The sequence below is a fragment of the Kitasatospora sp. McL0602 genome (assembly GCF_052076145.1).
Lineage (GTDB): Bacteria > Actinomycetota > Actinomycetes > Streptomycetales > Streptomycetaceae > Kitasatospora.
This window is the reverse complement of record NZ_CP197246.1, coordinates 3172865-3187915: the sequence shown is the minus strand read 5'-3', so window position 1 is coordinate 3187915 and position 15051 is coordinate 3172865. Positions and strand designations below refer to the sequence as shown.

Below are 15051 nucleotides of genomic sequence, written 5' to 3'. Positions count from 1 at the left end.
GTCACCCCGCTCCCAGCTGCCAGGGCAGCACGCCCGCGCCCCAGGCGATCCCGGCCCCGAAGGCGGCGACCCCGAGCAGACCGGAGGCGGCCAGCTGCCCATCGGCGTGGGCCTGGGCCAGCGCGAGCGGGATGGACGCGGAGGAGGTGTTGGCGACGCGGTCGACGTTGAGGGCGAGCCGCTCGGGCGGCAGGCCGACCTCCTTGCCGACGGCCTGCACGATCCGGGCGTTGGCCTGGTGCGCGACGAACAGGTCTATGTCGTCGGCGGTCAGGCTGCGCCGCTCCAGCACCTCGCGGGTCGCGGCGGTCATCTTCTCGACGGCGTGGACGAAGATCTCCCGCCCGTCCATCCGCAGCTTCCCGTCGCTGCGGTCGGCGTGCAGCAGCTGGACGTGGTTGCCGTCGGAGCCGAGTACGAAGCACGGTTCCACAGCAGCGCCCGGCAGGTCGGCGAGCAGGACGGCTCCGGCGCCGTCGCCGAGCAGCACGGCGGTGGAGCGGTCCTCGTGGTCGGTGATCCGGGTGAGGGCCTCCGCGCCGCAGACCAGCACGGCGTCGGCGCGGCCGGATTCGATCAGTGCGGTGGCGTGGTCGAGCCCGTAGACGAAGCCGGCGCAGGCGGCGTGCAGGTCGAAGGCGGCGGCCTGCGGCATGCCGAGCCGGGCGGCGACCTCGACGGCCATGCCGGGGGTGACGCGGTCGGGGGTGATGGTCGCGACGACCAGGTGGCGGAGCGTCCCGGCGTCGCGTCCGGCGGAGCGCAGCGCCTCGCGGCAGGCCGCCAGGGCGAGGTCGGCGAGGTGGCCGCCTTCGTCGAGGAAGCGCCGTTCGCGCATGCCGGTGCGCCGGGTGATCCACTCGTCGGAGGCGCCCAGCCGCTCGAAGTGGCTGTTGGGCACGGTCCGTGCGGGCAGGGCGGCCCCGAGGCCGACGATCGTGGCGGTCACCGTGCGCTCCCGTCCGTGGGTCCGCCGAGGTGGACGGCGTGCATCCCGCCGTCGGCGTGCACGATCTCGCCGGTGACGGTCGCGGCGAGGTCGGAGAGCAGGAAGAGCACCGGGCCGGTGACGCGGGCCGGGTCGGCCCGGTCCCAGCCGAGGGGGGCCTCGGCCTCCCAGCGGTCGGCGATCCGGTCGAAGGTGCTGATGGCCCGTCCGGCGACGGTCTCCACGGGCCCGGCGGCGACCAGGTTGACCCGGATCCCGTCCGCCCCGAGGTAGAGCGCGAGGTAGCGGCAGACGGCGCCGAGCGCGGCCTTGCTGACGCCCATCCAGTCGTAACCGGCCCAGGCGGCCGAGGAGTCGAAGTCCAGCCCGACCACGCTGCCGCGCCGCCCGTCGGCGCTGAGCAGCGGCGCGAGCGAGGTGGCGAGGGCGTGCAGCGAGAAGGCGGCGGTACGGAAGGCGAAGGTCGCGCTGTCGACGGGGGTGGTGAGGAAGTTGCCGCTCAGCGCGTCCTGCGGCGCGGCGGCGACGGCGTGCAGGGCGCCGTCCAGCCCGCCCCAGCGCTCGGCCACCTCCCGGGCCAGCTCGGTGAAGTCCTCGGGCCGGGTGATGTCCAGCTCCAGCACCTCGACGGGCTTGGGGAGTTCGGCGGCGGCGGCCTCGGTGATCCGGCGGGAGCGGCCGAAGCCGGTCAGCAGCACTTCGGCGCCCGCCTCCTGGAGGGCCCTGGCGGTGTGCCAGGCGATGGAGTCCTCGTTGAGGACTCCGGTGATCAGGTAGCGGCGTCCTTCGAAGCCGAGCATCAGCTGCCTTCCGTAGCGGCGGGGGCGGCGAGTACCAGGGCCGCGTTGTGCCCGCCGAAGCCGAACGAGGTGGACAGGCCCAGCAGTTCGGGGCCGCCGTGGAGCGGCCGGGCGGTCAGGACGGGGTCGAGCGGGCCCAGTCGCGGGTCGGGGTGCCGCAGCCCGGCGGTCGGCGGCGCCGTCCGGTGCCGCAGGGCCTGCAGGGTGACGATCGCCTCGACGGCTCCGGCGGCCCCGAAGAGGTGCCCGAGCGCCCCCTTGCTGGACGACATCGGGAGGGCCGCGAGGGCCGGTCCGAGGGCCGATCGCAGGGCCTCGCACTCCAGTTGGTCGTTGAGCAGGGTGCCGGTGCCGTGCGTGTTGAGGTAGGCGAGTTGTTCGGGTGTGGCCCCGGCGTCGGCGAGCGCCCGGGTCACGGCGGCGGCCGCCGGGGCGCCGGTCGGGTCGGGGGCGGTCAGGTGGTGGGCGTCCGAGCTGGCGCCGTAGCCCAGTACCCGGCCGAGCACGGGGGCCCCGCGCCGCGCGGCCCCGGCGGCGGTCTCCAGCACCAGGACGCCCGCGCCCTCGCCGATCCGGAAGCCGTCCCGGTGCCGGTCGAAGGGCACCGAGCGGCCGGTCGGCGAGAGCGCGCCCGCGTTCCGGAACGAGGCGGCGATCAGCGGGCCGGTGGACGCCTCCGCGCCGCCCACCAGCACCGCGTCCGCGACCCCGGCGGCCAGCAGCCGCAGCCCGGCGCCGATCGCCTGGGCGCCGCTGCTGCAGGCCGAGGCGACGCAGTACGCCTCGCCCTGGAAGCCGTACCGCATCGACACCTGGGCGGCGGCCGCGTTGGCCATCATCATCGGCACCATCAGCGGCGAGACGAACTCCTCGTCGACGCCCCCCTGGGCCTCGAAGCTGGCGGTGCCGCCCAGTGCGCAGCCGATCACGCAGGCGATCCGGTCAGCCGGGTAGGGCGGTGTGCCGTCCGGCCAGCCGGCCTGGGCGAGGGCCTCGGCGGCGGCCGTCAGGGCGAACTGGGTGAGCCGGTCGGTGCGGCGGATCTGCTGGCGGGAGAGGTGCTCGGCGGGCACGAAGCCCGTGCACCGCCCGACGCCGTCGGTCAGGCCGCTCTCCCCGGCGACCCCGCGCTCGTGCAGCAGACCGGCCCCGACGCCGAGCGGGGTGACCGCGCCGAAGCCGGTGACCACCCCGGTGCTCACCCCGTCGGTCACTCCAGACCGGCCTTGGACCAGCAGAGCTTCAGCAGCTGGCCGATGGTGTCGATGTCGTCGAAGTCCTTCGGCTTCACCGGCAGGGCCAGCTGCTTCTTGATCGACTGGCTGAGTTCGACCATGTCGAGCGAGTCGATCTCCAGGTCGTCGAGCGCGGCGTCGGCGACGATGTCGTCCGGGGAGACCCCGAGTTCGACGAGCGCGTCGGTGATGAACGCCTCGATGGCGGTGCGGTCGAGCGTGGTGGACATGCGGTTCCTCCCGAGAGAGCTGGTGGGCGGGTCAGATCTTGCTGGCGTGGTACGGCGCCCAGTGCCACTGCCGCCAGTAGCTCTCGACGATGTCGAGCCACTGCTCCAGCCGGGCCTCGTCGTCCAGGAAGCGGTTCGCGCTCACCACCAGCCAGCTGTAGACGGCCTGGCTGTCCCGGCAGCCGTTGCAGTCGCCGGAGGTGCAGCAGAACTGCAGCGACTCGTAGTCGGCGCCCCAGGCCGCGAAGCCGGGGATGACGGGGTTGCCGTTGGCGACCCGCTCGACGTGCGCCGGGTGGTCCACGCTCAGGCTCGGGCAGACGTCGTAGCCGAAGGTGCCGCCCCAGTGGGTGGTGCCGGTGATCAGCGTCTCGATGAAGTACGGGTGGCTGACCACGGCTTCGGGGTACAGCGCCTTGACCCGCAGTGCCTCGTCGAGGATCCGGCGCTCGTTGGTGATCCGCAGCGGGTGGTCCGTGCCGTGCTCGCTGTAGAAGTTGAAGGTGACGATGTTGCCGTTCGCGGCGATCTTGCGGACCGTCGGTTCGAGGTGCTGGACCCCGTCCTCGGAGAGCGCGAAGATGAACAGCACCCGGGGGTCGTCCTTGTAGTGCGAGAGCGCCGTGTCGAACAGGCCGGTGAACTTGGAGCCGTTGACCCGGATCGCCCGCAGGTCGTCGTCCAGCGGCCCGCCGCCGAAGATGCTGACCGCGATCGCGATCTTCTCGAAGCCCTGCATCGGCATCGGCCGCAGGCCGTTGGTCGAGATGGTGACGTACGGCAGCTCCTCGACGAACGCCTCGACCCGCTGCGGCACCAGCGTCGGTTCGCCGCCGATCAGCGTCGCCTGGTTGACGCCCTCGTCGCGCAGCCGGCGGGCGAAGGCGCGGATCTTCTCGACGTCGGTGAGCTCCTTGACGGCGGTGTCGAAGCCGCCCTCGAAGTACCAGCAGCCCTTGCAGCGGATGTTGCACGCGTTGGTGAGGTGCACCTCGCAGGAGCGGACGGTGCGGCCGAGCCGGCGGGCGCGGTGCAGGCGGGTGGCGAGGTCGGGCCGTCCGGCCAGCAGGGCGGCGGTGCGCTCCTTGGCCTCCCGGCGGTCCAGCGGGCGCTGCGAGATGGTGAGCGGGGTGGCCATCAGCGGTTCTCCTCGGTGGTCGGGTGGGTGGTCACTCGGGGAGGCGCAGGCCGAGGTTGGCGATCCGGGGCGTCACCTTGGCCCGCCACACGTCGCAGGCCTGCCCGTTGGTGGTCTGCCGGAGGCCGAACCGGACGGCCTGCCGGGAGCGCTCGGAGCGCGGGCTGCCGAAGATCCGGATGAAGGTCGGCCAGAGCCGGTCCAGTGCCTGCTGCAGCTCCTCCCGCCCGTCGGCGGTCTGCGCGAGACCCCGGCAGACCCGGGCGCCGTGCGCGATGTGCACCTTCTCGTCCTGGATGATCGTGCGGACGGCGTCGGCCCAGGGCTTGTAACTGCTCTGCGCGAACTCGGAGATCATCACCATCGCGGTCTCCTCGCCGATGTACGAGAAGATGCCGCGCTCGGCCCAGGTGGTGCAGGTGTGGAACTCCTGGGCGGCGAAGAGGTTGCGCTCGGCCAGCGTCTGGGTCTCCATGTAGCTGGTGTCGACGCCGACGCCGGCCAGCACCGCCTTGCCGATCTTGTAGTGGTCGTACTCCTCGACGGCGCGCTCGGCGCAGACCTGCCGCTCCTCGGCGTTGGGCGCGAGCGGCAGGAACACCTGGATGTAGTCGTCGCCGCCGGAGAGTTCGCCCTCGGTGTTGACGATCATCCCCCTGATGGCGATCTCGCGGTACTCCTCCGGCATCGCGAGGAATTCCTCGGGGGTCCTGACGACGACGGCCTCGTCGTCGAGAATGGAGATACTCATGCTGGTCCTCGCCTCGTCCGGGATCAGCCATGGCTGATCGACAGTGGTGGGGGTTCGGGGGAAGGGCCCGGTGCCGCCGGGGGCGCGTCATTGCGCTCGAGCTACGGAAGTTCGACCGGGCACCTGTGCGACTGCAGAGCTTTCCGCACGTTAGTTGCGGCGATCTGGGCGATCAAGGGCCGTCAAGACCGCAGGTGCTGACTTCGGGCCACCGCGGCCCGCGCGCCGCGCTGCACTTTCCTCTCCGGCCCTCCCGTCACCCGGCGTTGACGATGCGTCAACAGGCTGGTCAGCCCGGTGATGACACGAACTGACAACATCGAGGCATTACTTGGCCGAATACGGATGCCGATTCGGCCGGGCCGCAGCGCAGCAGGAGGCGCGAGGTGTGACCGGAGCCCAAGGGGGGGAAGGGAAATCCCGGGAGGTCGGGGCAGTTCGGGCCCGAGGTGTCCCCCCGGGCCCAGGCGGACGCCCGGGGCGGGTGGCCGGAAGCGACCGCATCATGGTCATCTCTCTGGACAGCCCCTCGAATCTCTATAGGCTGAGGCCATGCGACCTGCCGTGTCTCCGCCGCCAACTGCCACTCGTGTCAGCGCAGTCGGGTCCTCGCCCGTACGCGAGATCCTGGCTCTCACCGCGCGTCCCGAGGTCATCTCCTTCGCCGGCGGCCTGCCCGCGCCGGAGCTGTTCGACGCGGCGGGCATCAGGGCGGCGTACGACGCGGTACTGGCCGAATCCCCGCACCGGGTGCTCCAGTACTCCACCACCGAGGGCGACGTCGACCTGCGCACGGCCGTCGCGGCCCGGTTCACCGGCCGGGGCCTGCCCACCGAGGCCGACGACCTGCTCGTCACCACCGGCTCGCAGCAGGCGCTGACCCTGCTCGCCACCGCCCTGCTGGAGCCCGGCGACGTCGTCCTCGTCGAGAACCCGTGCTACCTCGCCGCCCTCCAGTGCTTCGGCTTCGCCGGCGCCCGCGTGGTGCCCGTGCCCACCGACGACGACGGCCTCGACCCGGAGGCCCTGGAGGAGATCGTCCGGCGCGAGCGCCCCAAACTGCTCTACCTCGTCCCGACCTTCCAGAACCCCACCGGCCGCACCCTCCCCGAGGCCCGCCGCCGGGCCGTCGCCGAGATCGCCGCCCAGCACGGCTTCTGGATCGTCGAGGACGACCCGTACGGCGAGCTCCGCTACGACGGCGAGCCCGTGCCGTGGGTCGCCGCCGTCCCGGCCGCCGCCGACCGCACCGTGCTGCTCGGCTCCTTCTCCAAGATCCTCGCGCCCGGCCTGCGCCTCGGCTACCTCCGCGCTCCCGCCGCGCTGCGCCGGGCCTGCGTGATCGCCAAGCAGGCGGCCGACCTGCACACCTCGACCGTCGACCAGGCCGCCGCCGCCCGCTACCTGCGCGACAGCGACCTCGACGCACACGTCGCGGTGATGCGCGCCGCCTACCGCGAGCGCCGCGACGCCCTCGTCGGCGGCCTCGAAGCCGCCCTCCCGGCCGGCAGCCGCTGGAACAACCCGGCGGGCGGCATGTTCATCTGGGTCTCGCTCCCGGCCGGCCTCGACGCCACCGAGCTGCTGCCGATCGCCGTCAAGCACGAGGTCGCGTACGTCCCGGGCGCGCCGTTCTTCGTCGGCGAGCCCGAGCCCGGCGCCCTCCGGCTCTCCTTCACCACCCACTCGCCGGACGAGATCGACGAGGGTCTGCGCCGCTTCACCAAGGCCATCGAGGAAGCGTCCTCCGGGCGCTAGAGAAGGGTGTTGCCGCCGGTGCCGGACGAGACCGGGCTCGCCATGACGGTGGACGAGCTCAACGAGTTGATCATCAGCCAGTTCCCGGACTACGCGGCCTGCCGGGTGGCCGAGGTGTCGGCCACCCGGTTGCTGCTGGAGGCGGACGGCGAGAAGCTCCGGACCCGGCCCGGCGGCACCATCAGCGGCCCCGAGCAGGCCGGGCTGACCGACCTCGGCGCCTTCCTGCTGATCAACGCCCGGATCGGCCGCACGCTGATGGCCCTGACCAGCTCGATGCAGGTCAACTTCCTCAGCCGCCCCCGGCCGGGCCTGCTCCGCACCGAGGTGCGGCTCGCCAAGCTCGGCAGCCGCCTCTGCGTCGTCCTGGCGGAACTCCGGGACGAGCCCGGCGGCCTGGTCGCGACGGCCACCCTGACGTACTCCGTACCGCCGCCGCACCAGCGCTAGCCTGCTCGGGGCAACAGGAAATGCCGAAGCCCCCGGGGCCTCGAACTGAGGGGCTCCGGGGGCTCGACAACTTCTGCGCATCTCCGCCGCAGAGGGGTGACGGACTAGGCCGCGACCTCTGCGGAGGCGCGCCCGAGCGAGTCAGACGCGCACGTGGACGCAGTCGTGTAGGTACTCAACTCAGGATCACCTCCCTTCTCTTCGATGTCCCCAACACTAGGCACGCCGTCCGGCCGGTGCAACGGATTTAAAGCGGGAAAGCGGGAACGCAGAAGGCCCGGCAGACGATGTCTGCCGGGCCTTCTGTGCTACTTGAGTAGCGGGGACAGGATTTGAACCTGCGACCTCTGGGTTATGAGCCCAGCGAGCTACCGAGCTGCTCCACCCCGCGTCGGTAAACCCAACCCTACGGGAGTGTGGTGCAGAAGGGAAATCGCTTCCGTCCCACGGTTACGGGACGGCGTGCCGCTGGGCGTGCCGGGCCGTCCGGGCTCTGGCCCAGACGGCGAAGCAGACCAGGGCGGCGAAGCACGGCACCATCAGCGCGGCGTACACCAGCAGGAAGCCGTGGGTGCCGAGCCCGGCGGCGGCGTTCCAGCTGCCGTGCAGGGCCATCGCCAGCAGCAGCCCGCCCGGGGCGGCCAGCCGCGCCAGCCCACGGCGCCCGGTGGTGAGGGCGACGGCCAGGCCGAGGCCGGTCAGGGCGGTGAAGAGCGGGTGGGCGAAGGGGGAGAGCAGACCGCGCAGGACGAAGGTGTGCACGGTGCTGTCGAAGTCCCGCAGGCTCGGGGTCGCGCCCAGCCCGATGCCGTCGAGCCGGCTCTGCTGGTCGTCGGTGAAGGCCCGGCCCAGGTAGAGCGCGTTCTCGGTGAACGCGAAGCCGCTCGCCGTCACCCCGCCGAGGACGACCCCGGCGGCGAGCGTGCGCGGGTTGGCGCGGGCCCGGCTGCGGGTCTGCGGGTGGGTGTACGGGCGGGCGTGGAAGTACGGCTGCGGGCGCAGCCGGAGCCGGCGCGCGGAGCGGCGCAGCGCGGCGGGGGAGCGGCGGGCCAGCACGGCGCAGGTGCGTTCGGCCCGGCAGCGCAGGCGGCGGCGGACGGGCAGCAGGAGCAGCAGCAGCGCCGCGGCCTTCGCACTCTCCTCGATCAGCGGGGTGGCGAACTCCGCGCCCAGGGTCTCCCCGGTGGCGCTGCCCTGGTGGGCGACGAGGAAGTCGCTGGCCCAGCCGTTGGCCATGATCGCCACGGTGGTCGCGGCGCAGGCGCCCCAGGCGAGGCAGAAGAGGGTGTGCCGCAGCGGCACCCGCGCGGTCTGGTTGAGCCAGGCCAGCGCACCGAGCACGAAGGGCAGCGGCAGCAGCGCCAGGCCCATCCCCACCAGCAGCCCGACCGTCCCGGTCTGCCGGTGCACGAGTTGCAGGATCAGCACGCCGCACCCGGCCAGCGCGAGGGCGGCCAGCGCCGACGACAGGGCGGGGTAGCGCAGCCGCGCGGCCCGGCGCAGCAGTCGGTCGGCGGCCGGGGGCGGGTGCCAGGGCAGCAGCCGACCCGCCCGGCGCACTCGGGGCCCCGGGATCAGCCGGGTGCCGGTCGCGCGCGTGGGCGGGTCTGCGGCGGCGGCGCGCGGGCGGCCGCCGGACGGACTGCTCACCCGGAAAGCGTAGGGGAACCCGCTCCTCCCGGGGAGGGGCACTTCGTGAAGTTCACACACCCGGGGCGTCCGCACCCCGGGTGTGTCGGTTGGCTCAGCGCCTGCGGAAGAGCAGGTCGTGGACGACGTGCCCCTTCGCTATCCCCGCCCGCTCGAACTTGGTGACCGGGCGCCAGTCGGGGCGGGGGGCGTAGCCGGGGACGCTGCCGACAGGGTGGTCGGCGGGCTCCAGCCAGGCGGTCCCGTCACCCTCGGGGTGCAGGTTCTCCAGCTCCGGGGAGGCGGAGAGCACGGCGAGCATCTGCTCGGCGTACGGCTCCCAGTCGGTCGCGCAGTGCACCAGCGCGCCGGAGGCGAGCCGGGGCAGCACCAGCTCCAGGAACTCGTCCTGGACGAGACGGCGCTTGTGGTGCTTCGGCTTGGGCCACGGGTCGGCGAAGTAGACCCGGAGGCCGGCCAACGAGGCGTCGGGGAGCATGTCGCGGAGCAGGATCACCGCGTCCCCGGCGGCGAGCCGGACGTTGTCGCAGCCGTCGCGCTCCAGCAGCTGGAGCAGGTTGCCGTGGCCGGGGGTGTGCACGTCGGCGGCGAGGATGCCCATGGCCGGGTCGGCGGCGGCCATCCGGGCGGTCGTCTCGCCCATGCCGAAGCCGATCTCCAGGGTGACGGGCCGGCCGTCGAAGAGCTCCGCCAGGTCGAGCGGGGTGCCGTCGATGGCGTGGCCGTAGTTCTCCCAGCCCCGGTCCAGGGCACCGGCCTGGGCGTTGGTCATCCGGCCCCGGCGCGGCTGGAAGCTGCGGATCCGCCGCTCGCTGTGCTGAGCCTCGGTGGCCCGGTGCGGGTACATCGGCGCGGGGTACCCGGCCGGGGCGGCGGAGAGCCGGGCGGACGGCGAGGTCTGCGCGGACGGGGAGGGCTGGGGGCTGGGGGCGGTGGCAGTCACAATCGCCCCATCCTACGGGGGCTGCCGGACGGCCGGACGGGGGCGTGACGCATTCCTCACGCCCCCGCGGCGAGCGCCGCGAGCGCCCGGCGGGCGACCTCCCGGCCGATCGGGAGCGAGGCGGTGGCCGCCGGGGAGGGCGCGTTGAGCACGTGCACCGTGCGCCGGGGCGAGGACGCGTCGTCGGGGTCGAACCCGGCGAAGGCGAAGTCGTCCAGCAGCGTGCCGTCCCGGGCGACGGACTGGGCCCGGACCCCGGCGGTGGCCGGGACGAGGTCGGCCGCCGTCACCGCCGGCAGCAGCCGCTGGACGGCCGTGGTGAACGCCCGCTTGGAGAGCGAGCGGTGCAACTCGCCGATCTCGTACCGCCAGTGCCGCCGGGCGATCTGCCAGGTGCCGGGGAAGGCCACCGTCTCGGCCAGGTCCCGGGCCCGGACCGTCCGCCAGTCGTAGCCCTCCCGGGCCAGCGCGGGGACGGCGTTCGGGCCGACGTGCACGTCGCCGTGCACACCCCGGGTGAGGTGCACCCCGAGGAAGGGGAACGCCGGGTCCGGCACGGGGTAGATCAGCCCGCGCACCAGCCCCCGCCGCTCCTCGGTGAGCTCGTAGTACTCGCCCCGGAAGGGGATGATCCGCACCCCGGGCTCGTCCCCGGCCAGCCGGGCGACGCGGTCGCTCTGCAGCCCGGCGCAGTTCACCAGCACCCCGCAGCGCAGCTCCCGCCCGCCCGCCAGTACCGTCACGCCGTCCGCCCGCCGGTCGATGCCGGTCACCTCGGTGCCGGTCAGCAGCTGCGCCCCGGCCTGCTCGGCGAGCACGGCGTACGTCCGGGCGACGGCCGGGTAGTCGCAGATGCCGGTGGTGCCGATGTGCAGCCCGGCCAGGCCGGTCACCTCGGGCTCGTACTCGGCGATCTGCGCGGCGCCCAGCTCGGCGACGGGGATGCCGTTCTCCCGGCCGCGCCGGGCCAGTGCCTGCAGCCGGTCGAGCTCGTCTCGGCCGGTCGCCACGATCAGCTTGCCCGTCACCTCGTACGGGACGCCGTGCTCGCGGCAGAACTCCACCATCTCCTCGGCGCCCTCGGTCGCGTACCGGGCCTTCAACGAGCCGGGCCGGTAGTACACACCGCTGTGGATGACCCCGCTGTTGCGCCCGGTCTGGTGCGCGGCGAAGCCCTGCTCCTTCTCCACCACCGCCACCCGCACCCCCGGCCGGGCCAGCGTCAGCGCGTACGCGGTGGACAGCCCGACGATCCCCCCGCCCACCACGACGACGTCGAACTCCTCAGCCATACCCGCCCCTTCGGTCGACACCGGCGTCCGGGGGGAAGCGTACGCACCGCTGGCGCGACGCGTGGCCGGGGGCCTGTCTGACAATTCCCGCCGGGTCCGTGCCGCCCGGCACGCACGCTCGCCGCACGGCCGAAACGCCCGAGTAGCTCCGCTACAAGGGCGCCCCGGCCGCACGCCGATCGCACGCCCCGAACGACCCGGCCTGATCCGACGCGAATTGTCAGACAGGCCCTACGTCCCAGGGCCAGGCCGCGTCCCGGCCCGCCTCCAGCAGCGGGATCAGCCGGAAGGCCGCGTCGGTGAGCCCGCCGAAGGTGTGGCGGTGGGCGCCGCCCGAGGGGGCGTGCCCGGCCCGGTACCCGGCGAGGTTCCAGGTGTACGCCGGGATGTGGGCGGGGAGGTCGGCGAGTGCGTTGCCACCCCAGGAGCCGTACGCCTGCTCGTCGGTGACGATCACCACCCGGTCGTGATCCCGGTAGTGGTTGCGCACGGCCGTCGCGGTCTCGGTGCCGCCGAGGTTGCCGAAGCGCTCCAGCACCCGCAGCACCGGCTCGCCCCGGCCGACCTTGACCACCGCGCTGCCGGTGCCGAACTGCACCAGGTCCGCATCGGCGGCGCGCAGCTTCAGCGCGGTGCCGAAGACGGCCGCCGAGTCGGCCCGGTTGAGCTGGGTCCGCTCGTTCGGGCGGTCGAACATCGAGCCGGAGCGGTCGACCAGGATCAGCGTCCGGCCGGGCAGCGCGGGCACGTTGGCCAGCGAGTGCCCGAGTGCGAGCTCCAGCGCGTGCCCCCAGCGCAGCGACGGCGCGTGCCGGTGGGCGGCCAGGTACCGGAACGGGAACTGCCGGGAGCGCGCGACCTCCGCCGGGTCGCTGATCCGGCCCGCCACGGTGGCCGCGACCTCGTCCGAGACCCCGGCCTCGTCGAAGTTGCGCAGGTTGCGGACCAGCGCCATCGGCCCCATCGACGGGATGACGGCCTCCCAGACGGCCGCGTCCAGCGGGCCCCGCAGCCAACCGGCCAGCGCCTCCCAGGTCAGCCCGGCGGCAGCCAGCCGCGCGGCGCCGCCCGGGGAGGTCACGGCGGCCCGCCGCTGTTCGACAGGCAGGGCGAGCAGCTCCCGGTTCGCGGTCAGCACCGCGTCACCGCCCGGCGGCAGCGCCTCCTCCGGGTGGTGCCTGCGGTCCAGCGCGTACTTGAACAGTGGCCCCTGCCAGGGCTTGTCGGCGCTCGGCGCGGGGTGCGTCAACTCCAGCACGTCACCGAAGCGGTAGTCCTTCGAGGCGGTGTCGTACTTCAGCAGTGCCCGCCCGCTGTAGAGCCGCCGCACGGCGTCGGCGACGCCGCGCTTGAGCGGCTGCGGCAGCCTGCGCCCGTAGCGGGAGGTCCAGTACGCGAGCAACTCGCCCGGCTCGTCCGGCCGCTGGAGCACCGCGTCGACGGCCTGCCGGGAGTACCCGGCCGCCCCGGCCTCCGACCGGGCCCGGGTGAACTCGGCGGCGCCGACCAGCGAGGCCGTCCGCATCGCCCCCTCACCGCGCAGCCAGCGCAGCAGCCCCAACGTCCACTCCGGGTCGGCGACGGCGAGTTCGCGGACCAGCGCGGTGTAGCGGTCGTCCCGCTCGCCGGCGCGCTCGTAGAAGGTTTCCTGACTGACGAAGTTGGCCACGGCGAGCAGGAAGAGCTCCGACCGGGCGTCCCGCAGGTGCCCGGCACCACCCTCGTGGTTGGCCGTCCGCTGCCCGGTGGTCGTCACGGGCGAGCTCGGTGCGGTCTGGGTCTCGGTCTTGGTCCTGCGGAGGTTGAAACGCGACATGGTGGTGCCTCCCCTACGGGGTAGTGGAGGCACGGCGAAGCCGGGGTGCCCGAGATCGGAGCGGCGGCGGTACGGAAAGACTCAGCTTCAACGCGCCCCACCGGGGGCACTCCACGGAAGTAACCACTGCCTGCGCACCGGGCACCCCGGCGCCGTACCTCCCGAGATCGGAGTGGCGGCGGTGTTGACGTGGAGTCGAACCACACACCCCGAGGGGTGTTTCACCAGAGAAGTAGCCGCAGCCGGCGCACCGGGAGGTGCATGAACGTATTCAGATGTGGGTGTCCAGAGATCGAAGGCGGCTGGGGTGACGAAGCTGCTCTACCAACTGAGCTACACCGGCCCGAAGCCGGTGACGGGACTCGAACCCGCGACCTGCCCATTCGGAGTGGAAGTAACCCCTGCCTGCGCACCTGGACAGGACAGACCGTATCCGTGGCTCGGCCCCGCCCGCACCCGAATATCCGACCTACGCCGGGGCGGCCAGCACCAGCCGGGCGCGCTCGGTCAACTCCCGGACGCGGCGCTCGTCCTGGTAGGGCGCCAGCTTTCGCAGCAGCTCCACGACGTACTCGCGGCTGCGCTGGGAGGAGATCCGCCCGGCCAGGTCGACGGCGCGTATCCCCGCCGCGACGGCGGCCTCCAGGTCACCGGCCTCGGCCTCGGCCATCGCGGAGACCACCAGACGCAGGCCGTGCGAGCGGACGAATCCCTCGGTCGGGCGGGCCAGCGCCTCCCGGGTGAACTGGCGGACCTTGGCGGGCACCCCGAGGTCGCGGAAGCACTCCGCCGCGTCGGCGGCCAGGCGGTCGTAGGCGTAGAAGTCGATCCACGCCGGATCCGCGTCCCCGGCGCGCGCCCGCTCCAACGCGCCCTCGGCCGCGCTGAGCGCCGCTGCACACGCCGCCGCATTGCCGCCCTTCGCCTGGGCCCGCGCCTCCACCAGGTGGAAGAAGCTCATCGTCCGGGCCGTCGCCAGCCCCCGGTTGCGCTCCAACGCGGCCTGCGCCAGGTCGACGGCCTCCTCGGCGAAGCCCCGGTAGCTCGCCTGGAGGCTCATCGAGGCCAGCACGTAGCCGCCGAGCGGCACGTCGGCCGCCGCGCGGGCGAGCCGCAGCGCCTGGATGTAGTACCGCTGCGCCGCCTCGTGCTGCCCGGTGTCGAAGGCCATCCACCCGGCCAGCCGGGTCAGTTCGGCTGTCGCGCCGAACAGCGCCCGCCCCACCGCGTCGCTGTACGAGGCGAGCAGCAGCGGTGCGGCCTCGACCCGCAGGCACTCCGGCACCATCGAGGAACGCCAGTCGCCGCCGCCGTACTTGGAATCCCACCGCCGGGCCTCCTGCGCGGCCTCGCGCAGCTTCGCCGCGTCGGAGTGCCCGACCCGGTAGCCGGACAGGTCCGGCGCCTGCGGCTCCCGGGCGACCGAGCCGTCGGCCGGGGTGATCAGCCAGCGGGAGACCGGCGTCGCGTACGCCGACACCGCGAAGGTGCCCGCCAGGCTGTCGCTCCAGCGCCCGCCGCCCGGCCCGCGCCGCAGCTCCAGATCGACCCGCCACAGGTCGGTCGCCGACCGGACGGCCTCCGGCACCTCGCGCGGGAAGGCCAGCCCCAGCTCGGGCGTCGGGTCGGTGTCGCCGAGCCCGATCTCGTCCAGCGGCACCGGCCGACCCAGCTTGCTGCCGATCGCCGTCGCGATCAGGTGCGGCACCGGACCCTGCGGGACCATCCCCTTGCCGACCCACCGCGCGACGGAGGTCTTGTCGTAACGGAGCGTCAGACCGCGCTGGGAGCCCAGGTCGTTGACCCGGCGGGCGAGGCCGGCGTTGCTGATCTGGGCGAGGGTGAGGAGCGTACCGAGCCGTTCGTTCGGTCCACGTGAGCTGACGGTCATGGTGGCGGCGGCACCCCCTGCTGGCACTGCGTGGTGGGGCTGGGTGGTGGGGCTGGGTGGTGGGGCTGGGTGGTGGGGCTGGGTGGTGGGGCTGGGTGGTGGGGCTGAGCTCTGGGGCTGGGCGGGCAGCAGGAGGTGCGGCGGAGGG

The 15051-nt window shown here is 73.6% G+C and carries 13 protein-coding genes and 1 tRNA gene; 2 read left to right on the top strand and 12 right to left on the bottom strand.

Features of this window, described 5'->3' with window-relative positions; all coding sequences use genetic code 11:
• Window position 1: 1 nt before the first annotated feature.
• Genes ACR68M_RS14365 through ACR68M_RS14340 form a run of 6 tightly spaced genes read right to left on the bottom strand, consistent with a single transcriptional unit; the run spans window position 2 to window position 5103 of the window.
• On the bottom strand, window positions 2–949 hold the full coding sequence (locus ACR68M_RS14365) for a beta-ketoacyl-ACP synthase 3 (RefSeq protein WP_441250872.1): 948 nt from the start codon (window positions 947–949) through the stop codon (window positions 2–4).
• Window positions 946–1749, bottom strand: a complete 804-nt coding sequence (gene fabI / locus ACR68M_RS14360) for an enoyl-ACP reductase FabI (protein WP_441250871.1) — start codon at window positions 1747–1749, stop codon at window positions 946–948. The genes ACR68M_RS14365 and fabI overlap by 4 nt, the downstream gene beginning before the upstream one ends.
• Entirely contained in the window at window positions 1749–2951 is a 1203-nt protein-coding gene (locus ACR68M_RS14355; RefSeq protein WP_441250870.1) for a beta-ketoacyl-[acyl-carrier-protein] synthase family protein, read from the bottom strand. The genes fabI and ACR68M_RS14355 overlap by 1 nt, the downstream gene beginning before the upstream one ends.
• Window positions 2952–2959: 8 nt before the next feature.
• Window positions 2960–3214, bottom strand: a complete 255-nt coding sequence (locus ACR68M_RS14350; protein WP_441250869.1) for an acyl carrier protein — start codon at window positions 3212–3214, stop codon at window positions 2960–2962.
• 31 nt (window positions 3215–3245) lie between these two features.
• Entirely contained in the window at window positions 3246–4352 is a 1107-nt protein-coding gene (locus ACR68M_RS14345; protein ID WP_441250868.1) for a radical SAM protein, read from the bottom strand.
• Between the two features lie 31 nt (window positions 4353–4383).
• Window positions 4384–5103, bottom strand: a complete 720-nt coding sequence (locus ACR68M_RS14340) for a Phenylacetic acid catabolic protein (RefSeq protein WP_441250867.1) — start codon at window positions 5101–5103, stop codon at window positions 4384–4386.
• A 552-nt stretch (window positions 5104–5655) separates the two neighbouring features.
• Here ACR68M_RS14340 and ACR68M_RS14335 point away from each other — a divergent pair.
• Window positions 5656–6861 carry a PLP-dependent aminotransferase family protein gene (locus ACR68M_RS14335; protein ID WP_441250866.1) on the top strand — a complete coding sequence of 402 codons (1206 nt, stop codon included), beginning with the start codon at window positions 5656–5658 and terminating at the stop codon, window positions 6859–6861.
• Between the two features lie 18 nt (window positions 6862–6879).
• Window positions 6880–7311, top strand: coding sequence for a PaaI family thioesterase (locus tag ACR68M_RS14330; protein WP_441250865.1), 432 nt, complete (start codon window positions 6880–6882; stop codon window positions 7309–7311).
• A 317-nt stretch (window positions 7312–7628) separates the two neighbouring features.
• On the opposite strand, the gene ACR68M_RS14325 is transcribed toward ACR68M_RS14330, so the two are convergent.
• From ACR68M_RS14325 to ACR68M_RS14300, 6 genes are all read right to left on the bottom strand, one after another.
• A tRNA-Met gene (locus ACR68M_RS14325) sits at window positions 7629–7702 on the bottom strand.
• Window positions 7703–7761: 59 nt separating this feature from the next.
• On the bottom strand, window positions 7762–8961 hold the full coding sequence (locus tag ACR68M_RS14320; protein ID WP_441250864.1) for a PrsW family intramembrane metalloprotease: 1200 nt from the start codon (window positions 8959–8961) through the stop codon (window positions 7762–7764).
• 94 nt (window positions 8962–9055) lie between these two features.
• Window positions 9056–9904 carry a tRNA (guanosine(46)-N7)-methyltransferase TrmB gene (trmB, locus tag ACR68M_RS14315; RefSeq protein WP_441250863.1) on the bottom strand — a complete coding sequence of 283 codons (849 nt, stop codon included), beginning with the start codon at window positions 9902–9904 and terminating at the stop codon, window positions 9056–9058.
• Window positions 9905–9960: 56 nt separating this feature from the next.
• Window positions 9961–11196, bottom strand: a complete 1236-nt coding sequence (lhgO, locus tag ACR68M_RS14310) for an L-2-hydroxyglutarate oxidase (protein ID WP_441250862.1) — start codon at window positions 11194–11196, stop codon at window positions 9961–9963.
• A gap of 220 nt (window positions 11197–11416) precedes the next feature.
• Window positions 11417–13012, bottom strand: coding sequence for a TROVE domain-containing protein (locus ACR68M_RS14305; protein ID WP_441250861.1), 1596 nt, complete (start codon window positions 13010–13012; stop codon window positions 11417–11419).
• Window positions 13013–13481: 469 nt separating this feature from the next.
• Window positions 13482–14903 carry an MFS transporter gene (locus ACR68M_RS14300; RefSeq protein ID WP_441250860.1) on the bottom strand — a complete coding sequence of 474 codons (1422 nt, stop codon included), beginning with the start codon at window positions 14901–14903 and terminating at the stop codon, window positions 13482–13484.
• Window positions 14904–15051 lie beyond the last annotated feature (148 nt).